Below are 22,730 nucleotides of genomic sequence, written 5' to 3' on the forward strand. Positions count from 1 at the left end.
TATCATTCGTGGTAGGGCTTTGCCCGCATAGATTTAAGCTGGCAAAGAAAGGTGTCTATACATTGTTGTCGGAGTCGCCGACAGCGACCAGAGGGGGTAGTGCGACCCGGTGACCGGGAACCACTCTGGACTCCCCGCAGCCCTTATCAGTGAAAAGCGCCATCGTCCCTGACAGAACAAACTAGACCGTCAATGACGGCACGTCCCTGTGCCGCATCGACTGAATCCTCATCCATGATGATTCTTCTAGTTTGTTATGTCTGCCAGTGACAATGACAACACTGAAGAAGGGCATAATTATTGTCCTTTCTTCGATTTAAACAAAGCCCCCTTTTAGGGGGTTAACGCAAAGCCACTTTCTTTAGAAGGTGGATTCTTTATTGTTTCGCCGTCAAGCGGTTTTAATATTTAATGGAATAGGCAGGTTACGGAAACGTTGCCCGGTCGCCGCAAACAGCGCATTGGCCAGCGCTGGGGCTGCAGGTGGTGTTGGCGGTTCACCCACGCCACCTGGCAGGGCTTCGGTTTCGATGATTTCCACGTCAATACTTACCGGAGTTTGCGGCATGCGCGCAACCAGGTAGTCGTGGAAATTGCTCTGCGTGATTTCACCATTAAGTGCAGTGATCTGGCCGATAGCGCAGCTGATACCGTAAATCAGACCGCCTTCGCACTGCGCCTTAACATGGTCGGGGTTGACCACGGTGCCGGCATCAATAGCAATATAGGCTTTAGGAATGGTCCATTCACCACGACTGTTTACCTTCACCTCAATAACAGCCGCCGTATAACTTAAAAATGAGCGGTGGGCGGCCAGACCCAGATACCGGCCCTGTTGTTCGCGCTTATCCCAGTCTGCCATGGCAGTCACTTTATTAATGACATTTTTCAGTCTGGCGGTATCTACCGGGTAGTCATTGAGGTCATCACCATAGTTGCCATATTTGGCGTTGCTGGCGGCAAAATCGACATGCCGATCTTTACCAATCAGTTGCAGCAGGAAGTCCTTGTGATCCACTTCGGTTTGGTGGGCCAGCTCTGCCACAAAAGACTCTTTGGCAAACGCATGGTAAACATTGGCTACGCTTCGCATCCAGCCGATACGCACATGGGCATTCGCCTCACCGCGCTCCAGTTGCAGGTTAGGGACATCAAACGGCGTATCCAGATGACCTAAATCCAGTTCGCCGTCGCTGGGCTTATTGGCTGCCGGATTAAAGGTTGATGAAATCGGCGGGAAAACCGTTTTATGGTACCAACCGGTAACTTGATTATTATCATCCAGCGTTGCGCTTAAGCGCTGACCACTAACAGAATGGTAGTAACCGTGCTTAATATCGTCTTCACGACGCCACACCACCTTCACCGGACGACCGGCCTGTTTGGCCAGCAGGGCAGCCTCAACGGCAAAGTCCGGCTTCGCTTTTCGGCCAAATCCACCACCGAGTAAGGTAACGTTAATGGTGACATTTTCAACCGGGATTTTTAAGGCCCCGGCAACTTGCTGACGAGCCGTTTGTGGTGATTGCACACAAGCCCATATTTCAGCGCTATCGTTGGTTACCACAGCGGTTGCGGCCGGCGGCTCCATTGGGGCCTGGGCCAGATGCGGCGCATAATAACTGGCATCCACCACTTTCGCGGCGTCGGCTGTAGCCTGCTCAAAATCACCCAGCTTACGCATTACTTCGCCAGGTTTGGCTGCGTTATCTAACAACGCCTGCTGATAGTCGTCGGAATTGTAGCTGGCATGATCGCTGGTTTGCCATTCGGTTTTCAGCGCGTTACAGGCCTGCCAGGCCAGCCAGGTATTGGTGGCAAGTACCGCAATACCGCCCAAAGGATTAAACAGCGCGGGGGCTGAGGCCGCTGGCATATCGATAACGTCGACCACACCGGCCATTTTTTTCACTTCAGCCTGATTTGAGGATTTTACACTGCTGAATAATACCGGCGGGCGTTGGATAACCGCATAAAGCATGTTGTCCATGACCACGTCCTGACCATACACGGCGGTACCTGTGGTCATGCCGGTTAGATCAACGCTGGGCACGGCCTTACCAATTTGTGTCCACTTATCGCGGGATTTCAGTTTTAAATCACTCGGTTTCGGTACCGGTAACTTAGCCGCTACGCCCACCACATCGGCGAAAGCTACTTTGCGGCCGGTGGGTTTATGCACAACAAAATGCGCCTCGGTCTCACATTCATAGGGGTCAACCTGCCAGCCTTTGGCGGCAGCTGTACACAGCATCAGGGCGGCGGTGGCGCCGGCTTCGCGCAATCGCTGAAAGTTGCGGCGTACACTGCGAGAACCGTCAGTGTTCTGATCGCCATACTTGGCATCGCCCGTTGCCTGTCTAATGGTAACGTGCTGCCAGTCGGCGCCAAGTTCTTCCATCATTATTTGCGGAATACTGGTGCGCACTTGTTGACCCATTTCTGAGCGGTGGCAGGTAATTTCAACTTTACCGTCTTCTGAAAAGCTGATGAAAACATTGGGGGCAAAACTGTCTGGCTCCGGCGCATTGGCAAACATTGCATGCCCACGGGTGGCTGGTAACAGGGCCAGACCGAGTGTAAAGCCTGAGGCAGTAATGCTGCGTTTCAGAAACGTGCGACGGGATTGGGAAATGGTTGAATCACTCATTCTGTCACCTTCACAGCTATCGACTCTGCCGCTGATTTAACCGCAGCGCGAATACGTGGATAGGTACCACAGCGGCAGATATTGCCAGACATGTGGGATTCGATTTGTTCGTCAGTTACCGGCTGTTGTTTGTCGACCAGTGAGGCCGCCTGCATCATCTGACCACTCTGACAGTAACCACACTGCGGCACGTTATGTTCACGCCAGGCTTGTTGCACCGGGTGGGAGCCATCCTCAGAAAGGCCCTCAATAGTTGTGACGGCTTTATCGCCAATTGCTGCCATAGGAAGCTGGCAGGAACGGGTAGGCTCGCCGTCAAGGTGTACCGTGCAGGCACCACAAAGGGCCATACCACAGGAATACTTAGTACCGGTCATCTTCAGTTCATCACGGATAAACCAAAGTAACGGCATACTGGGATCCCCCTGGTAGTCAAACTCCTGTTGATTAATAGTGACTTTCATAACGTTCCTCTTTTTATCCCTGACGATAGTTTCGTTAAGTGGGATTAGATCAACATGTTCACGTTGATGATTCAATAAAAACGGGTTAGACGGCGGTACACCACGATTAATTCCGCCCGATTAAAACAACTGTTTTAACCATATAACCACAATTCGTTAGCTTTATTGCCTTTGTTTTTGTAAAGTCTTTGTTAAGTATTCTACAAACAATAATAACCAATAGATATAAAAGGTGGAAACGACAATGTCAGATGTGTCTGCAGACCCCACAACTTCTCAAGTAATGTCGCCTCTCGAATGTTTTTATTACCGCGAACAACATAGTCCGGATCATCCCTGCCTGGTGCAGCCAGTAGAGGGGAACTATCACACCTATTCTTGGGCAGAGGTTGCCTCTCAGGTGCGTAAACTCGCCTGGCGCCTCAACAATATGGGCCTGGACAAGGGCAGTCGTATTGCCATCTTGTCGAAAAACTGTGCCGAATGGCTGATGGCTGATTTAGCGATCATGCTGGCCGGGCATGTCTCGGTGCCAATTTTTGCTACCGCTGGTGAAGATACCATTCGGTACGTGCTCAGACATGCTGATGTAAAGCTGGTATTTGTAGGCAAACTGGACGACGGCCCCAAACAGGCGGCGGCCATAGATGATGAAATCACCACGGTTTCCTTTCCTTACCCGGGCGTGAAAACCAATTATAGCTGGGCAGAGTTCAGCCACTGCGACAGCTTTACCGACAGTCCGACCCCTGGCCCTGATGAGCTAATGACAATTATTTATACCTCGGGCAGTACCGGCAGTCCGAAGGGCGTTATGCATTCTTACAGCGCCATGGCCTGGGCGGGCGCCCAGGCGAAAACCGATCTGTCACTGGGAGAGGATGACCGGCTGCTCAGTTATTTACCGCTGGCGCACATTACCGAACGGGTATTGATTGAAATGGCGGCGTTACAATCGGGCATGACGCTCTATTTTATCGAGTCACTGGATACCTTTCAGCGTGATGTGCAGGAATGTCAGCCTACCTTATTTGTGTCAGTACCGCGGTTATGGACTAAGTTTCAGCACGGTATTCTGCACAAACTGTCACAAACCAAACTTAATATTTTGCTGCGCATACCGGTAGTGAATGGCCTGATTAAGAACAAAATTCGCAATGGTTTGGGGTTATCGCAGACCAAGTTGTGCGCTAGTGGATCTGCGCCGTTACCGCCGGTGATCACTGCCTGGTTCGAAAAGCTGGGCATCGAAATTTGTGAAGGGTGGGGCATGACAGAAAATGCCGCACTGGGCACGGCTTGTCTGCCGTTTCGCAAAGATAAAATTGGTTGTATAGGCCGCCCGTGGGGAGGCGTATCGCTGAAGTTGTCTGAACAGCAGGAATTATTGAGTAAATCGCCGGGCAACATGATGGGCTATTACCTCGACCCTGAACGAACGGCTGAAGCCTTTACGGACGACGGCTATCTGCGTACCGGAGATAAGGCTATCGCCGATGGTGATGGTTACTATTCTATTACCGGTCGTATAAAAGACATCTTTAAAACCGCTAAAGGTAAGTACGTCACACCGGCGCCTATTGAGGCCAAACTGATGGAAAACAGTGTGATTGAGCAGGTGTGTGTAACGGGGGCGAGCTTACCTCAGCCCATTGCCTTACTGGTGTTATCCGAAGAAGCCCAGGAACAGTCAAAAAATCAGATTACGGCTTCCCTGCAACAAACGTTGAATAAAATCAACGGCGGGCTGGAGAGCCATCAGCGTCTTGATCACCTGGTGGTGATGGCCCAGCCCTGGACCATTGAAAATGATTTGCTGACTCCAACGCTTAAGGTAAAGCGTCACGTACTTGAGGAACGTTTTCCAGAAGTGATCCATCAGGCCTATAATGATAAAGTCGTCTGGCAACATGATTCAAACTAAGAACTTAGGAAATATCATGAAACATGGCAAGGGATTGTTATCAGGCTGTATCTTGATGAGCTTTTCGGTCGGCGCTCTGGCCGACCTTGGGGCGTTAAATGACGCCGCTAAAAAGCTTTGCAATAAAAGTAAGGTTTGCCTGCAGCAGGAAATGGCCGCCGAGGATGATTTACCGCCGGGTATGGCAGCCATGCTCGATAACATGATGGGTGAGTTGTGCAAGCAGTACATGTCTATCGCAACGGTGGGCGAAAATCACGAAATCATTGAGCCGGCAACGGCATGTCTGAATTCTATGGCAGATAAAAGCTGTGATGAGCTGTTAAACGGTGAAGAAACAACAGCTGCCTGCCAGCGCTATGAACGCGTGGCAGAAAACTACCGCCAGTACTAAAGGGAGTGCACCCTATCCGCTGCAACGGATAGGGTGCAGCTACTCATGAAGGGTAACGCTGTTGTAAGCCCTGATAAACCTCATCGGCATAGTCAGGATTGTTAATATCCAGTGCGTCCAGCACATCTACCAGATGCTCATTGTCTTCGCGACCCTGCCAGGTTTTTTGATAGGTACCGGCTTTGTAACCATTATCCTGACGGAAAAAGTTCAGCACGTTTTTGCCGACGTACTGGCGGTAGAGTTCGTCACCGGACATTTCGCACTGTGCAACAATATGCATAAACAAGGGCACGCTGAAACGTTTAGCGGCACACAGGCCCGCCATTAATTCCAGATTGTCCAGTAACGCCTGTTTCTCGATGGCATAATCTTTACCGTCAAAGGTCACCATAGGCTCAGCTTGCTGAGCCAGTTGCGCTGCCAGGGCATGAGCCGTTGCCTCAACATCGCCATTGTAATCAATAATGCTGGCCGACAGAGCAAAGTGCCAGATATCCACCAGTTCCATTTGCAATTGTGGCAGGTCTTTGTGTTGCGCTTTCCACCATTTCCAGCCGTGGTGTTCGATTGCCTCTACCGACTCCACCATCGCGGCGCGTAAATAACCATATCCGGCGGTTAACCATTGTGGGTTTACTTTGCAGTTCATTTTATTCTGCAGCGACAACATGGTGTTTAATTGTTGTTGAGTAAGCATAAATTACCTAATTTGGGGTTTGCTGACGGAGCGGCAATGCGCAGCGGGAGGCATGGCTTGCTGTCCTGATTCATAGGCGGCTAGTCTACCACGGTGGACTAGCGGGATGAACGCTGGTGTCGGCAAAATCATTATTTTGAGAAGCAGAGGTGCAATGCAGATGCACTTTTAATGAGCGCGTGCACCAATATGAGGAAGCATTAGAATTTATACGATTTAGGCTATTGTTGTAAGTTGTTGATTGTTATGGCTTTAAATGTTGGCATTTATTCTGCAATGCCATGTTTGTTAACTGCGCTGGATTCTGGCGCTAACTTTGGCCGGTGCCAGGCAACGCCGGCGCAAAGTTGTCAGAATATGGCCCGTAACCTTCCCCATACAGATTTTTCGTGTCCTGAGGTCTGTATGGGTTTTTTTATGTCCAAATTCTGATGCGCGATAATATAGCCCACTGCGCATATTTTGGCCAGTTAATTTTCCCGCATATTTCTAATTTCATCCTTAAGGTGCATACTAGGCGTTCATTCGGTAACAGGAACACCGACGCTTTGCTCACTCTTTATCCGTCAAATAAACTCGAACATTTAAGCTTTTTGCTGGCCACTTTACTCGACCGTCAACCCGCAGCAGGTCTGAGTCCGGACGTTATTCTGGTAGAAAGCCCCGGCATGCAACACTGGTTAAGTATGGAGCTGGCCGCCAGTCGTGGTATCGCCATGAATATTGACTATCCGTTACCGGTTCGTTTTATGTGGGATACCGCCAGAGCCGTACTCGGGCCCGACTCGGTTCCGCGGGAATCACCGTTCCGTCGGGAAACGCTGCGCTGGCGGATTTACGACTTATTGACCCAGCCAGAGCAGCTGGCTCACCCGGCGATGTCACGGGTGTTACGGTTTCTGGATAAAAGTCAGGCCAACGGCAGCGGCCATTTACAAACCCTGCAATTAGCCGTGGCGCTGGCCGATTTACTCGAGCAGTATCTGTTATACCGGCCTGACTGGCTGCTGGCCTGGGAGCAACACCAGCAGGTAGTGGCCGAAGACGCTGATGAAATCTGGCAGGCCCACATCTGGCGACTGCTGGTGAGCGATACGCCTGCGCATCCCGCGCGTTTGCACGAGCAAATGGTCACCGCCCTGCAACAGCCATCTGAAACGGTGATTAAAGCGTTACCAAAACGTATTATTCTGTTTGCCATTAATACCATGGCGCCGCAGTTCGTGGCTTTTTTGGATGCGCTGGCGCAATGGGTGGATGTGCATCTGTTTCACTTAAACCCCTGTGTCAATTACTGGGGTAACCTTGCCAGTAGGGGGGAGCAGGCCCGACTGCTCCGAGAGCAGGGAATTACGGCCTGGCTCGAACAAGCGCAGGAAAACCCCTTGTTGGCGAACCTGGGTCGGCAGGGGCGGGATTTGTTTAATCAGCTCACCGAACTGCAAAGCTATGAGATCAGTGCCTTCGATATGCCTGCACCGGATGAACAGTCAGTGCAGACGTCGATGTTGAGTCAGGTACAACATGACATTCTTGAAGCGATTAATGGCAGCAACGATTTTCGCTGGGTACCCGGTGATGACAGCATCCTTATCAATTCTGCTCACAGTACGCTACGAGAAGTGCAGTCGCTGCACGATTATTTACTTCAGAGATTATCTGAGGATCCGGCGCTGCAACCGCGGGATATTCTGGTTATGTGTCCGGCTATTGAAGAATACGCACCGGCTATCGAAGCCGTATTTGCCAGAGTCGGTACGCTAAACAGTGACGATGATGCTTCGCCGCGACTACCCTGTACCATTGCCGACCGTTCGCCACTGGATGCCGATCCGCTGGTGGCGGCATTTTTGTCGCTGTTATCTTTACCCGACAGCCGGTTTAGTGTCACGCAAATTCTTGAATACCTGAGTCTGGTGCCGTTACAACGCAAATTCAGCCTCACCGAAGAGAGTCTTACGGTGATCGAGTACTGGCTGGAGCGGGCGAATATCCACTGGGGACTGGACGGCAGGCACAAAGCACAGGTAACGGAATTTGCCGTTGACAGTGACATGTACAGCTGGCAGTGGGGGTTACAACGCTTATTGCTGGGAATGATTAGCGAAGATGCTACGCTTTTACTGGATAACTGTGTAACCGTACCAGACGTGGAAGGGCAGGAAAGTGTCGAGCTCGGCAGGCTGATGCTGATTGTAGAGCAACTGCAAATTCACAATCGTGAGCTGGCCAGCCCGCGCACAGCCGATGACTGGCAGGTGTATTTAAACACTCTTCGGGAAGACTGCTTTATCCCGGGCAATGACGATATCGACAGTTGGGAGAGCATAGGTAAAACCATTGCGGATTTAGCCTTACAGTGCCAGCAAGCTGGCTTTACCGGGGAACTGAGCCTGGCCGAAGTGCGCGATGTGCTGACCAAACGTTTTGCCACACCGGATGCCGGTAACCATTTTATGACCGGCCAGGTCACCTTCTGCTCCATGCTGCCGATGCGGAGCATTCCCTTTAGCGTAATAGGCATTCTGGGCCTCAATGACGGAGATTTTCCGCGCAGTAACCCGCCAGGCAGCATTAATATGATGGCTCGTCACCCGGGGCGTCTCGGCGATCGGTCCCGCCGTCAGGAAGACCGCTACCTGTTTTTAGAAGCATTAATATCAGCCCGTCAGGCCCTTTATCTTAGTTTTCAGGGGCGCAGCGCGTTAAATAATGCCGAGCGCCAGCCTAGTCTGGTGTTGCAGGAATTAATGGACTTTCTCGGTCAGGCCTACGGCTGGCAGCCAGACGCGGTGCGACAATTGCCGTTGCACCCGTTTAGCCCAGCGGTGTTTAACAGCCCTCGGCCGGCATACAGTCAGGGCTGGTACCGGTTGGCACAGTCCATTGCCGGGCTGCAAAATGAGCAAACTGACAGTGTTATTGAGGTATCGGCAAGCAGCCATCAGACCCGCCAGCTCAGCGCTACCGACATGGCACGCTGTTTTGATGATCCTCTGGCCTGGCTGGCACGGCAACTGGGTCTCAGACTGGAACTCGATAATCGCCTGTTAGAAGACAGTGAGCCCTTTGAAACCAATAAACTCAGTCGTTATCAGTATGTGGATGAACTGGTTAACAACCCGGCAAATACCAGTGCCGACCAGCTCACAGCAGAGTTTTTGTTAAGCGGCGAACTGCCGGATACCCCCATCACCCGCGCTGAACTGGCCAGCTGGCAGGAGGCCGCAACATTGCTTAATCAGGCCTTGCCCGGCGGTGACGAGCACCTGCTGGCATGTCGGGTGAGCTTAAACGAGTGGCAATTGTATGGTACCTGTTATCAACACAACGAGACCCTGGTGACGTATCATGTCGGGCAGCACCAGATAAGGCGTAGCTTAAAAGCCTGGCTGACCATGCTGATTGCCAATAGCCAGGGCATTTCGCTGCCGCTGACCCTGCATTATATCGACTGGAAAAAACAGCCGCTGGCACTGAAATCAGAATCTTATCAACCTTTAACGGCCGATGAGGCCACTGCACAGTTGCTCAGGTTTATTGAGGCGATGAAACAAATAGAGGCAGGCCCTAGTTTACTTTATCTGGCGGTGGCCGAAGCGTTTTATAAGTATGCCGGCATGAACACCGACAGTGACGACTGGCATGAGAGTAACGAAATTGCCAAACGCTGGCATGATATCACCGACAGCAATAACCCCTACAGCAAGCTAGGGAGTAACGGATACTTTAACTGGTTTTATAACTATATTCCGCCTGCTTCGCAACTGCCCCTTGAGCAACTGGCCGATCTCTATTGCGCTTTTCTGGGCAACTTTAAAAGGGGAAGAAAATGACCGCACAACATCTGGATGTCATTAATCTGCCCCTGCGCGGACGCCACCTGATTGAGGCCTCCGCCGGTACCGGTAAAACTTTTAATATTACGCGGATTTACTTACGTTGCCTGCTTGAGCAACGCCTCACCGTGCAACAAATTCTGGTGATGACCTTTACCAAAGCGGCCACCGAGGAGATTCGCGGTCGTATTGCTGCCACGCTGCGGGACGCCCTGGCATACTGGCAGGCGCGCACCCTTGATAAGCCGTTCGATTCAGACCCGGTGCTCGACGAACTCTATCAACGAATCGTTGCCGAGGAGGCGTTAGCCTTACTGCAGGCGGCGCTGCTGGAACTGGATGATGCGGCCGTATTTACCATCCATAGCTTCTGCAATAACGTGTTATCCGATATGGCGTTTACCTCTGCCGCGCCGCTGGAGTTAGCGCTGGCAACTGATACCCGGGCGATGTATTTGCAGAGCTGTGAAGACTTTATCCGTAAAGTCAGCCGCGATGAGGAAGCCTTTGCGCAGCTGGCCAGTCATGGTTGGCATACGCCTGAACAGCTGTTGCGTGATTTTCTGCCGTTAATGGAGTTTGCTAACCCGCCGCACATAGCGTCAGAGCAACAAATCAATGAACAGTTCGATGCGGCGCTGGATAAGCTGGCAGAGCAATATCAGCCGCAGGCAAGCGCCCTGTACACGGCATTGGTGGATAATGAAGCACTGTTTTTAACCGCCGTTATTAATAAGGATGAAGAGCGGGCCAGAGAATGGCAGGTGATCCTCGACTGGCTGCAAAACGGTCCGTTAACGGATATCCCCGAAGAGTTAGGTAAATTTATCAACGGCAATCGCTACCGTGCCAAGCGCGAGGGCATAGCCGAGGCGAAAGCCCTGGTTGAACCGGCTAAAACCTTGCGTACTGAATTAACTCAAGCGGTCGGTAAACTGAATATGTCGCGTCAGGCGCTGCTTGATAAAGCGCCGGTCTATGCGGTGGTTTGTGAGGCGGTAGCGTTTGTGCGTGATTATGTCAGCAAACAAAAGCAGCGCTTAAGTACGGTGGATTTTAACGATCTGATCCGCTTGCTGGCCGCTCAAATAGACACCCCGGATTCACCGCTGTGTGTGCAACTGCGCCAGCGCTATCCGGTAGCACTGGTGGATGAGTTTCAGGATACCGATGCCGATCAGTATCACATTCTGGCTAACGTTTATCCCGGGCAGGATTTTCTGCCTCAGGGGACGACTACCTTGTTGATGATCGGCGACCCTAAGCAGGCCATTTATGGTTTTCGTGGCGGCGATATTTTTACCTATTTGCAGGCCGCAGAGCAGGCAGAGTATCGCTGGGTAATGGATACTAACTGGCGGTCGGTAAAGCCCATGGTAGATGCCTACAACCGGTTATTCTGGGGCGCCGCGATGTGTCAGGAGCGCCGTGATCTGTTTAATTTTGGCATCACTTATGAGCCGGTCAATGCCAGTAGTGGCGCCAAAGCGGCTAAGACGCCGCTTAAAGATACTGCATCAGACCGAAGCGCGCTGACATTTATTGCCGACGAGCCCGACGAAGACGCCAGTAACAGTAAAGGCGCTACCCGCCAGCGCCTGGCAGAATTACTCACCAGAGAAGTGGTACGTTTGCTGGCTCAGGCGCAGCTTGGGGAGCGTAATGTACAGCCTGCTGACATCGCGATTCTGGTACAGACCGGTAAAGAAGCCACCATTGTTCAGAATGCTTTAAAGACGGTGGGGTTACCCTCAGTGTATCTGTCAAACCGCAACAGCCTGTTTGCCAGCGCAGAAGCCGCCGATACCCTAATGGTCCTGAATGCTATCTGGCATGCTCATGATTTGCGCCTGGTCAACGGTATTATCGCCAGCCCGCTGCTGGGACTCGATCGCCAGCAGATCCAGACGCTGCTCACCGACGAATACGCCAGTGACTGGGATACACTGCTACTACAAATCGCGCAGTGGCGGGAGATTTGGGCACGGCGCGGCATTATGGCGCTGCTGCTGGCGATGCTGCAAAACAGCTACCTTCCGCACCAACAGGAAGCCGAGCGCAGCCTGACCAATTATCAGCATCTGGCTGAGGTGCTCGAGGAGACCGCCAGAACCTATAATCAACCCGGTCATTTACTCAACTGGTTGCACCGGCAGGTGCGGCAGCCGGAGCAGGCCCAGGAACACATTCAACGCCTCGAAAGTGATGCCAGGCTAATTCAGATTGTTACTCAGCATGGCTCGAAAGGCCTTGAATATCCCATTGTGTTTGTGCCCTTTGCCAGTGAATACCGCGACCCGGTGAAGTTTGGTAACAGTCAGTCAGAGGTGTTGCGCTATTACGATCCGCACAGCGCCAGCCAGCAAATGGCTCTTGGCGCAGCCCCGGACGTGCTGGCACGTGTACGCAGTGAAGGTGAAGCCGAGTCCATGCGGTTATTGTATGTGGCTATCACCCGGGCTTCCCACCGCTGTTATTTGGGCGTTGGGGAAGATAAGCTCAGCGACCAGTCTGCGCTAGGAAAAATTATGCGCCGTGCGGCGTTTTATGACTGGCGTAGTGCAACAGAAGCGCTGATACAGGAAGGTGATGGTCATACTGCACTGATAAGTGAAGTAACGGAAGAGACCTTGCCGGCGGCGCAAATTGATGCGGTTAAGCTCAGGTGCGCAACCTTTGAACGAGCGCTTGAGGATAACTGGCGACTGTACTCGTTCTCGGCAATCACCCGGCAGGCGGTGCACACTACCTTCCGCCATCGTGAGGCAGAAGCCGTAGCGACAGACAATAATACGTTGCCGGTGACCGCTAAAAGTGAAGCGCTGCGTTTTCAGCTTAAAGCAGGCGCCCAAAGCGGTAACTTGTTGCACGACATTCTGGAAGTGACTGACTTCAGCGCACCGGACTGGGTGGAAACCGGAGCGGCGGTTGCCCGCCGATATGGCATTGATGAATCAGACCATGACGCACTGTTTAGCTGGCTCGATGAAGTGCTGACAACGCCCCTGGAATTAACCGGGGCGGGGCCGGTAAAACTGGCCGATTTGGCCATGGCCGATACCCTGCGTGAAGCGGAGTTTTATTTCCCTCTGCACCAGGCTGATCGCCGCGCCGTGGGCCGGATTTTACAGCAACACCGCCAGTCACAGGGTGGTGAAGCCTTACCCGCCGTGCTTGAGGGCGTTAGGCTGGAGGGCATGATGCATGGTTTTATCGACTTGATTTTTTGCGTCGACGGCCGCTATTTTGTGGCTGACTATAAGTCCACTATGCTGGGCGACAGCCTCGAAGACTATCAGCCACATAAACTGAATCAGAATAACCAGCAGCATTACTACGACCTGCAATATCTGATTTACAGTGTCGCCTTACACCGCTTCTTAGCGCAGCGTATTGAAGATTATGATCCGGATATCCATTTTGGTGGTGTAGCCTATTTTTACCTGCGCGGTATGTCTGGCACTTTTCCGCCCGGGAGCGGCGTGTTTTTCCACCCTTTATCGGCGGATTTGATTGCTGAGATGGAACTGGCGCTAACCGGTAAAGTTATGCAGGAGGCACTGTGATGTTTGCCAGTTATTCCCTTTGTACCGCGCGCCTGGCGGATATTGAAGCGATTGATTATTTCTTTGCCCGGGAGCTTACCGGACGGGTGGGCAGCAGCAACGAGACCGACTTTTGTTTATTGCTGGCGCTGAGTCGGGCCCAGCGGATGGGGAACAGCTGTCTGATCGTGAGCGAACTCGCCGGTGAGCACTATTTTGCCCATAGCGATGAGCCCGACAGCGGATTTATCTTTGCGCAGCAGGATGAGTTGCTTTTCCGTGCGCAAGCAATGGTTAACCACCCGGGCATGGCCGGGCGCTTGCATTGGTATAACGGACGCCTGTACACCGCTCGCTACTGGCAGTTCGAGCAGCAACTGGTTGCCAGCATTGCTGAGCGCAGCGCACCAGAACCATTAACAGACGAGCAGATGGCGGCGTTATTACAAGCCTGGCCAAGCTTGTTTCCGGTGCAGCAAAGCGAGCAGCAGGACTGGCAACAGGTGGCTACTGCACTGTGCATTAATCGCCCCTTTGCTATGCTATCGGGCGGCCCCGGTACCGGCAAAACCTATACCGTGGCCCGCTTACTGATGGCGCTGCAGGTTGCCTGGCAGGGCACATTAAATGTAGTCCTTACAGCGCCCACCGGCAAAGCTGCCCAACGACTCACTGAATCGGTAGATGCGGCACTGGCGCAATTTGCCGGTCATCCGACGCTGGCTGCGTACAGTAGTGGTATGCAACAGCCAGCGATGACCCTGCACAGGCTGCTGGGCATGCCGCGCTGGGGGATTCAAAGCCGGTTTAATCAACACAACCCGGTGCCGGCCGATGTGATCATTGTTGATGAAAGTTCAATGATAGATCTTGCCTTAATGACCCGCTTGTTCAGGGCGCTGGCACCACACACCCGGGTGATCCTGGTGGGCGATCCAAAACAATTACCATCAGTAGAGGCGGGGAATGTACTGGGGGATATTATTGCCGCACTGGGCACTGACTCAACGGAGAGTGTTGATGAAGCGTCTGCGCAGCAGTTTACGCGACTGTGCCCGCATTTACCGCCATTATCAGTGAACTCTAACAACCGGCCGGTGGCTATGCACTTTGCCCTGCGCCGGGCCCAGCGCTTCAGTGGTCAGCTGGCGGCAGTCGCCAGCGCTATGAATAACGGCCTGACTGACGGGATCTGGAATGAATTAAGTGTGCTGGAGGCCAGCCAGATGCACAGTGTTGAAGGTGTGGCTACCAGCAGTTTTAGCGCGCTGGATAACCACTTTGAGCAACTGGCGATAAACTGGTTTGGCGCAATTAGCCGGGCCGGGTCTTTGCCTGATGCTATGAACCATTTACAGGCCGGGCGCTGGTTAACGCCATTCAGGCAGGGAGATTGGGGAGCGCTGGCGCTTAATCAGCGCATAGAACGCTTATTGTCGCCGGGCGGTAGCCGTGGCTTTTATAAAGGTCGGCCAGTCATGATCACCGAGAACCATCACGGCCAGCGCCTGTACAATGGTGATATTGGCTTGATCTGGCCAGATGAGCGTGGCGTACTGAAAGCCTGGTTTACCGGCCAGGACGGCTCATTCCGGGCGATACCCATTATGCGCCTGCCTCAGCATGAAACCGTGTATGTGATGACCATTCATAAATCCCAGGGCTCCGAATTCAACCGGTTGTTATTGTTGGTGCCGGAAGCGCCTTCTCGTCAGGCGGCCAGCCTGTACAGCCGTGAACTGGTATACACCGGCCTGACCCGGGCTAAAACCGGAGCAGTGCTGGTAACTACTCAGGCGATTTTGCAGAACGTTGTGGCCCGCCGTCAGCAGCGCAAAACAGGCTTGCCGCAACTACTCGCCGGGGCGATTGGCGTTAATCGCTGAGTGGTACCTCACTAAGGTGCTGCTGTCGTTTAGCAGTGGTAAGTTGGTTATTAATATCCACGAAATACAGTAAACAATCCGATTTGGCGATGTCACTGCGCGTGGTGACCATAAAAAACTTCAGCGGCCGGGTAACGGTGAGCTCGCTGTTATCGGCACAGAAATAGTCGCTCAGGTATTCACCGGGCTGCTGGCCGGCGAGCCTGAAATGTTCCAGCCGGGCATGATCAAGCCAGCCTAATACCTCACCGGGGCGGGTAATGCCAAAGTTACGTTGTTCGATATCCTGACGGATGGTGACATTGGCGCCAAATACCGGCCGTTCCGCATAAGCCAGCGTAGCATGGCGATGAATCTCCAGACGCTTGGGTTGTTCGAGTAACTCAATATCCTGACGCGGGGCAAAGACATCCTCAGCCGCCAGATAAGAGCGTAAGCCGTTATAGGCATTTAAGGTGGCCAGCTCATCCATGGCACCACCGGACTCGATGGTAACAATGGGACAGCAAAAAGGCACTTCCATCAGCGAGCCCAGCTCAATATCAGTATGAATAAACCAACGGGTAAAGTGTGAAGCCAGCGCTGTATACTGAGTGCCCAGCCGGGTGGAGACGCTGAAGGCTGGCCCGCTGCCAGAGGTATTATGCACATCCACAATAGCTTCGGGGGCTAAATCCACCAGGTAATCCAATACCTGCTTGGCCAGCATCCCCGGCGCATCGGTATAAGGCGGTTTGAAACAACGGTTAATATCCCGGTGATGCGGCAAAGCTCGGTGGGTGTAAAGGGGGTCATGCAGCGCGGCATCTACCGAAACCACAATAAAAGTAGTATCGGCATAGGGCTTAAAGCCTTCTTTTAACAGGCGGTGTAAAGCCTGAAAACCAGACGGTTCGTTACCGTGTAACAAGGTTGTGATGGCGCGTTTGCGGCGGGTTCTGCCGGGTATAAAGATAATCGCCGGTCCGCCCAGCATCTGCAGAAAACTCACGCTGGAATCAGGGATTTGCTGTGGAGCGGGCGCATGCAGAATTTTAAAGCCGGGCAGAGCAGGTGTGGCTAATCTGGCGGTTCCCATTGCTACTCCCAGTAGGCCACAGGTTCACCACTGTGGCTCAGTTGATAGTACCGGCGACACAGTTCGCCCAGTACTTTTGATTCAGGATATTGGCTCATTAAGGTTTTATAGGTGTTTAACTGCCACATGGCGCCGGTTTGCCGTGCGGCCAGGCGATGTTCGATAATACCGAGATAATGGTCCCGCTCTTCGCGACTAACACCGATTTTCGCCAGTCCATCGTCGGCCTTACCGATCAGATCAGACAGTATTGTCGTGACCTTATATTCCTTTAACTGATGCTGGTGTTTTTGCGGCCACAGGATTTGAGCGTTCAGACCTGACTGGGCACAGCGGTAAAAGTTGTATTCGGTATAGCGGAATGGCAGGCGCTGTAGATACTCTTCAATGTGATCCGACAGTGCCTCAACCAGGCCAATCTGTAACGCGGCGTTGGCAAGCATATCCTGATTGGTGGGGCCGGCTGGCAGACTGCGGTATTCAATGCGTACGTGGCCGTTTTCACCCGGTTCGAACACCGCGCGGTTCCAGCTCCATACCGTACCGTGATGTAAGTTGAGTTCGGCGAAAGGTTTGCTGGCGCCGTTTAATCGCTCTGCGGTTACCGGCAACACTGCAGGGTACAGGGCCACGCTCTCGGTCAGGCAATCGGCTATGCCATTGCGTAACCAGCCATGACCATAACTCACCCTGGCTGGCTGACGCCACTGGGTGGCATTGGTGTCACGATAATCGATAGCCTGTTTGAACAACGCAATACGCGTTTCCTGCCACAGCCGTTTGCCCATAAAAAACGGCGAGTTTCCGGCCAGAGCCAGCACTAACGGTGAGATAAGCTGCGCGGTGTTATAACAGTCGGTAAACCGGCTGTCTGCGATGCGGTGATGCAATTGAAAAGAGGTGTTAGCGCCTTCCAGCGTGACATCATCACAGGTCGTGCGCACCACATCCTGACCATGAATATCGATGTCAAATGGTCCGCCGCTTTGCTCGCTGAGTTCCTGGGTGAGTGCTTTGTAACGCGGGCGGTTGGTTAAGTAGTCGGCGGTCAGATGACTACCAGTCAGTGTCGGTAATATCCCTATTGCCATGGCGTGGCCATCGAACAGGCTGGTGGTTTGGTCAATCGATCGGCTGGCTTTATCTAATTGTTGCTGAAGCTGCGAGAAGGGCGTACCGGCGGCATTGACCGGCTTAAGATTAAATTCCAGATTGTATTGATTTAATTCTTCCTGAAGACCATCAATGCGAGCTTTATCCAATACCGCTTCAACAATTGGCGCAGGGTTGAACTGGCGGTTGACCAGATAAAATTCTAACTCGGCGCCGAGGCTTACCTCGTCGCGGTTGTAACAATCGCGGCTGAGCTCATGTCTGACCTCGCACAGTTGTGCCTGCACCCGTTGGTCGAACAGTACACGTTGAGCGTCGGTAAAATCATGTTGTTGAAAATTAAGACCCATATATTCTCTGTGTCGGTTACCAATACTAAGTGTAGCTTATCGTTGAGCAGAGTAACGACAGGCGGCAAAATGCTCCTTGATACAGATCAAGCCAGATCACAACTGACGTCAAGGCAAAATAATGTTTGCGGTAAATCAATAATCGTCATGCGCGATTGGTCGGTGGTAATGGCGGTTTGGTCAGTCGTGACTGGATTTATGTGCCCGGTTTGGGTAGCGTAAAGTGAGTGCCAACAATAAATTAAAAAAAACCGGAGGGAATCCCGTTGCGCGTTTATGTTCTGCTAGCCAGCCTGGCGCTGATGGCTGTTTCGCCTGCATGGGCGGAGACCATCGCATCCTTTACCAAAGATATGCAAAAGCAAACGGGGTTTATTCCCGTATATTACAGTAGTGAAGACGATAAGGTTTATCTGCAAATTGAAGCGCTGGATGAGCCGTTGTTATTCCAGTCCAGTCTGCCCCATGGTGTAGGCTCCAATGATATTGGCCTGGATCGCGGCCAATTGGGCGCCACGCGTTTGGTGCAGTTTGAGCGCTACGGCAATAAGCTGCTGCTTAAGCAACTCAACACCGAGTACCGGGCAAGTGCCGATAACCCGGCTGAACGGGCCAGTATTGATGAGGCGTTTGCCGATTCTGTTATTGCCGGCTTCACCATTGAGGCCAGTGATGATGACAGTGTGTTAATCGACTATACCAGTCAGTTGTTGAGCGATATTCACGGCGTCGCCGAACGTTTGAAAGGCCGTCAGCAAGGCAGTTTTAAGGCTGATCCGCAGCGTAGCGGCGTATACCTGCCGCGTACCAAAGCGTTTCCGTTAAATACCGAACTGGAAGCACTGGTTACCTTTGGTGGCAAGGGCACAGGCGCGTATTTACGTCAGGTTACACCGGATGCCGACAGTGTCAGTGTACACATGCACCATTCATTTATTGCCTTACCCGATGATGGCTATGAGCCGCGTGAATTCCATCCGTTTTCTGGTTACTGGAAACACAGCTGGCAGGATTACTCTGCGCCCATTACCGAGCCCTTGGAGCAGGCTTATATTCGCCGTCACCGGCTGGCCAAAAAAGACCCTTCAGCTCCGGTGAGTGAAGCTGTTGAGCCGATTATTTATTACCTCGACCCGGGCATTCCGAAGCCGGTAATGAGCGCCTTACGGGATGGCGCAAGCTGGTGGGATCAGGCGTTTGCCGCAGCAGGCTATAAAAATGCGTTTCAGGTAAAAGTATTGCCCGAAGGTGCCGACCCAATGGACGTGCGTTACAACGTGATCAACTGGGTACACAGAGCCACCCGGGGCTGGTCTTATGGTTCGTCTGTAGTGGATCCGCGCACCGGTGAAATTATTAAAGGCCACGTTACCCTTGGTTCATTGCGGGTCCGTCAGGATTACCTGATAGCGCTGGGATTAACCAGTCCGTTTACCGGTGATAGTGAGGCAACCGAAGAGCAAAAAGAAATGGCGCTGGCACGTATTCGTCAGTTGTCTGCGCATGAGGTAGGCCATACGCTGGGCATTGCACATAACTTTGCTGCCAGCGAAAATGGCCGCGAATCGGTGATGGATTACCCGCATCCGAAAATCGAAATTAAAGGCAATCAGCTGTCGTTAGCTAATGCCTATGATAGCGGCATGGGAGAGTGGGATAACTATGTTATTGCCTACGGTTACCAGGACTTTGGCGAGACTTCCGATAGTGCTGAAGCGCTGCAGACTATGGTGGTTGAAGCTCGCGAGGCCGGACTGAAATACAAGTCTGACGCCGATGCCAGAGCGTCCCGTCACGGCTCATCCGATGGCCATATGTGGGATAACGGGGCTAACCCGTTGGCGGAATATGATCACTTGCTAAAAGTGCGTGATATTGCCCTGGCTAATATGGGGCTGAACACTATTCCTTCGGGCAATAGCCTGTCGTCACTGGAAAATGCGCTGGTGCCAGTTTATCTGTTGCATCGTTATCAGCTTGAAGCCGTGGCCAAGCAGGTGGGAGGTGTGCACTATTTCTATGAGAATAAAGGCGATCTGGATAAACCCATGGGGGTTAAGCTGGTACCTTCAGAAACTCAGGTCGAGGCGATGATGCGTTTAATTGATGCATCGAGTGCAGAGGTGCTTAAGATGCCTGAGCGTCTGTTATCTCTGATTACGCCGCCAACCTTTGCTGAAGCAGAAACCCGTGAGCAGTTTAATGGCCGGTTAGGTCGGGTGTTCGATCCGATTTCTGCTGCCGAGAGTGCCGCGGCATTCAGCCTGGAACTGCTGTTACATCCTGAGCGATTAAATCGCCTGGCTTATCAGCACAGCCGTCAGACCAGCATTCCCGGTGTTGATGATTTGATCCGCAAGATTTTCTCAGTGCATTTTTATCGTCAGCCTGAGCCCAGTGATAATCTGGTGGCCCGCCTGCAAATGGTGGCACTTCAGAGTGTGATGGGCTCATTGCAAAATGATGCGACATCACCGGAAGTGAAGCTGGCGATTACCGCCGAACTGATGACGCTTACAGAGTGGCTGGAAGATGAAGATGAAGTGCCGGGTTACCGGGCGCTGGAGCATTATCTGGATCATTACCTTGAGACCGGCGACTGGCAGATGGACTTTAAAGTGAAGCCTTTGCCACCGGGCTCTCCAATCTGAACCAGCGATTTATTTAAATCGAAAGAGGGCTTTTTAGCCCTCTTTTTTGTTTGCCCAGCGAAGCTGGCAAACCCGTCAGGTTGAAAGAAACCTGAATCACCCTGACTGGGGGGAAGATAATCCGAATGGCAAGGGCGTTGCTGGCCAACGGCAGGGTCCGAAGGAAGTCATAGGAAGTTAGAGGTACACAACGCAAATGAACCTGATTCGGCAATGCAGGAGGGTAAGCGTGCAAAATAGCGTGAAGCCCGATTCTCAGTCAGTCCTGTATTGTGTTTGAGGGTGGCATTTCTAACAGGGAGCTGGTGCAGTAACTGGGGAAGCCTGACACCGTTATCTGGTGAACAACCAGAAGCATCTGCACGAGAGGCAACTCAAGGTAGGTGTTGGTGCGAGGTGGCAGATGACGCCGTAGTAGTGAGTAAGGTCCGGCCTGAGAAAGCCAGTAATGGTGTGGAGGACAAAACCGGGCTGACCGTCTGCAACATGTCAGATGGGGTCTTTACAGCCAAAAGCTGATAAGGACTGCGAAGGGCGGAAGTACAGGTAAAGTCTGTGATGAGCAGATATTTTTTTAGTGGTACATGCGCCGATTAGCTATCGGGGTCTTCTTATTTGGCGGCAACGGGAGTTACTGACTGGATAAGAAACCGTACACGGGAGTAGCCTTACTGACGTTAAGTAGATTGCCATTGTGCTAGCACGCTTAACGGTAATGTGAAATACACCAACACGAAGAAAGGATATCGGTCCCCACACAGCGCACATCCTAAGGGGAGAAGATTGCGGGTTTATTATAGTTTGTATGGTCAACTGCTGAGTAAAGCACGGCTGTACAAAGGATTCAAAAAGGTGTTCAAAGCGAAAGGCGCGGCCGGAACAGATGGGCAGAGCCTGAGCGAGTTCGCCTCGGATCTGGATGATAATCTTGAGCAATTACGCCTCGAACTCGACACCAAACGCTATACACCTCAACCGGTCAGACGGGTGGAAATCCCGAAAGAAGGCGGTGGAATACGGTTATTGGGTATCCCATCGGTACGGGATAGAGTCGTTCAACAAAGTTTGAATGATATCCTGAGTCCCATCTTCGAAGAGCAGTTTCATCCATCAAGCTTTGGTTACCGACCGGGGCGGAGCTGTCACGATGCTATCAATAAAGCCACGATGTTCATCCGACGCTATGAGCGGCCACACGTGGTGGACATGGACCTGTCGAAATGCTTCGATAAGCTGGACCATACGCTTATCATAGAAAGCATTAAAAGGCGGGTGCGTGATGGTAGCGTGCTGCGCTTAATCAGCCAGTTCTTAACAAGTGGGGTGATGGTTGATGGCCATTGGCAGCAGACAGACACAGGCAGTCCGCAAGGTGGAGTGATAAGCCCTCTGATAGCGAACATCTATCTGGATGCGTTTGATAAGGAGATGATGCAACGTGGTCACCGCATAGTGCGCTACGCTGATGATATTCTTATCTTGTGTCGCAGTCGTTCAGCGGCAGAGAATGCGCAACGACAAGCGACACAAATCCTTGAAGGTAAACTGAAGCTGACCGTGAACACAGAAAAAACCCACATTACGCACAGTGATGCGGGAATCAGGTTCCTTGGCGTGGAAATCGGAACGCAACATACCCGAATCCAAGCGAAGAAACTGGTAGTGTTCAAAACGAAGCTAAAGCAGATGACAAAACGCAATGGTGGAAAACCCTTGTACTTGGTCATTAATGCACTGAACCCACTCCTGAGAGGGTTTAGCCAGTACTTCAGGATTGCCAACGCCAGCAGAGCATTCAAACAAATCGCAAGTTGGCTAAGACGTAGACTGCGAAGCGTTCAACTTAAGCTATGGAAGAAGACGAGCCGCCTGCATCGTTGGCTACGACAGCGAGGCTATAAAGGTAAGTTCGCTTACATGAGCATGACGAGTTGGCGTAGCGCAAGAAGCCCGTTAGCAAGCTATGCGATGCCAAACAGCTGGTTCAATGAACTTGGACTGGTGAATCTGGAAGACGTTAGAACGGGGAGTGTGCCCAGCAGATACGCTGGATAAACCAGTACAGGAGCCGTATACGAGGCCCGTACGTACGGTTCTGTGAGAGGGATGAGGCGGTGACGCCTCACCCTACTCGAT

General features: G+C 52.2%; 12 protein-coding genes. 7 read left to right on the top strand and 5 right to left on the bottom strand.

The annotated features are described in order from the left end of the window. Positions 1 to 391 precede the first annotated feature (391 nt). Both C6Y40_RS08370 and C6Y40_RS08375 read right to left on the bottom strand, forming a co-directional pair. Complete coding sequence (locus tag C6Y40_RS08370; protein ID WP_105934193.1) at positions 392 to 2,650, bottom strand: xanthine dehydrogenase family protein molybdopterin-binding subunit; 2,259 nt, start codon at positions 2,648 to 2,650, stop codon at positions 392 to 394. Then, complete coding sequence (locus C6Y40_RS08375; RefSeq protein ID WP_105934194.1) at positions 2,647 to 3,114, bottom strand: (2Fe-2S)-binding protein; 468 nt, start codon at positions 3,112 to 3,114, stop codon at positions 2,647 to 2,649. The genes C6Y40_RS08370 and C6Y40_RS08375 overlap by 4 nt, the downstream gene beginning before the upstream one ends. Before the next feature lie 244 nt (positions 3,115 to 3,358). Here C6Y40_RS08375 and C6Y40_RS08380 point away from each other — a divergent pair, with 244 nt between their 5' ends. Further along, positions 3,359 to 5,038, top strand: a complete 1,680-nt coding sequence (locus C6Y40_RS08380) for an AMP-binding protein (RefSeq protein WP_105934195.1) — start codon at positions 3,359 to 3,361, stop codon at positions 5,036 to 5,038. Positions 5,039 to 5,054: 16 nt separating this feature from the next. Continuing rightward, positions 5,055 to 5,432 carry a hypothetical protein gene (locus tag C6Y40_RS08385; RefSeq protein ID WP_105934196.1) on the top strand — a complete coding sequence of 126 codons (378 nt, stop codon included), beginning with the start codon at positions 5,055 to 5,057 and terminating at the stop codon, positions 5,430 to 5,432. Between the two features lie 43 nt (positions 5,433 to 5,475). Here C6Y40_RS08385 and C6Y40_RS08390 read toward each other — a convergent pair whose 3' ends face one another. Then, positions 5,476 to 6,132, bottom strand: coding sequence for a dUTP diphosphatase (locus C6Y40_RS08390; RefSeq protein ID WP_105934197.1), 657 nt, complete (start codon positions 6,130 to 6,132; stop codon positions 5,476 to 5,478). Positions 6,133 to 6,680: 548 nt separating this feature from the next. Here C6Y40_RS08390 and recC point away from each other — a divergent pair. The 3 genes from recC to recD are packed head-to-tail and all read left to right on the top strand — an operon-like array spanning position 6,681 to position 15,402. Continuing rightward, positions 6,681 to 9,968, top strand: coding sequence for an exodeoxyribonuclease V subunit gamma (recC, locus tag C6Y40_RS08395; protein WP_170308443.1), 3,288 nt, complete (start codon positions 6,681 to 6,683; stop codon positions 9,966 to 9,968). Then, the gene (recB, locus tag C6Y40_RS08400; RefSeq protein WP_105934199.1) at positions 9,965 to 13,537 is read left to right on the top strand and encodes an exodeoxyribonuclease V subunit beta; all 3,573 of its coding nucleotides are present in this window, start codon (positions 9,965 to 9,967) and stop codon (positions 13,535 to 13,537) included. The genes recC and recB overlap by 4 nt, the downstream gene beginning before the upstream one ends. After that, on the top strand, positions 13,537 to 15,402 hold the full coding sequence (gene recD / locus C6Y40_RS08405) for an exodeoxyribonuclease V subunit alpha (RefSeq protein WP_105934200.1): 1,866 nt from the start codon (positions 13,537 to 13,539) through the stop codon (positions 15,400 to 15,402). Before recB ends, recD begins: the two co-directional genes overlap by 1 nt. On the opposite strand, the gene C6Y40_RS08410 is transcribed toward recD, so the two are convergent. Together C6Y40_RS08410 and C6Y40_RS08415 are read right to left on the bottom strand one after the other, a co-directional pair. After that, entirely contained in the window at positions 15,392 to 16,480 is a 1,089-nt protein-coding gene (locus C6Y40_RS08410; RefSeq protein WP_105934201.1) for a M14 family metallopeptidase, read from the bottom strand. The two genes, recD and C6Y40_RS08410, sit on opposite strands and share 11 nt — an antisense overlap. A gap of 2 nt (positions 16,481 to 16,482) precedes the next feature. After that, the gene (locus C6Y40_RS08415; RefSeq protein ID WP_105934202.1) at positions 16,483 to 17,943 is read right to left on the bottom strand and encodes a glutamate-cysteine ligase family protein; all 1,461 of its coding nucleotides are present in this window, start codon (positions 17,941 to 17,943) and stop codon (positions 16,483 to 16,485) included. Positions 17,944 to 18,245: 302 nt separating this feature from the next. Here C6Y40_RS08415 and C6Y40_RS08420 point away from each other — a divergent pair, with 302 nt between their 5' ends. Beyond that, the gene (locus C6Y40_RS08420) at positions 18,246 to 20,594 is read left to right on the top strand and encodes a zinc-dependent metalloprotease (protein ID WP_240621884.1); all 2,349 of its coding nucleotides are present in this window, start codon (positions 18,246 to 18,248) and stop codon (positions 20,592 to 20,594) included. A gap of 783 nt (positions 20,595 to 21,377) precedes the next feature. Beyond that, positions 21,378 to 22,649 carry a group II intron reverse transcriptase/maturase gene (gene ltrA, locus C6Y40_RS08430; protein ID WP_105934203.1) on the top strand — a complete coding sequence of 424 codons (1,272 nt, stop codon included), beginning with the start codon at positions 21,378 to 21,380 and terminating at the stop codon, positions 22,647 to 22,649. Positions 22,650 to 22,730 lie beyond the last annotated feature (81 nt).

The organism is Marisediminitalea alba (genome assembly GCF_002993365.1).
GTDB lineage: Bacteria > Pseudomonadota > Gammaproteobacteria > Enterobacterales > Alteromonadaceae > Alteromonas > Alteromonas alba.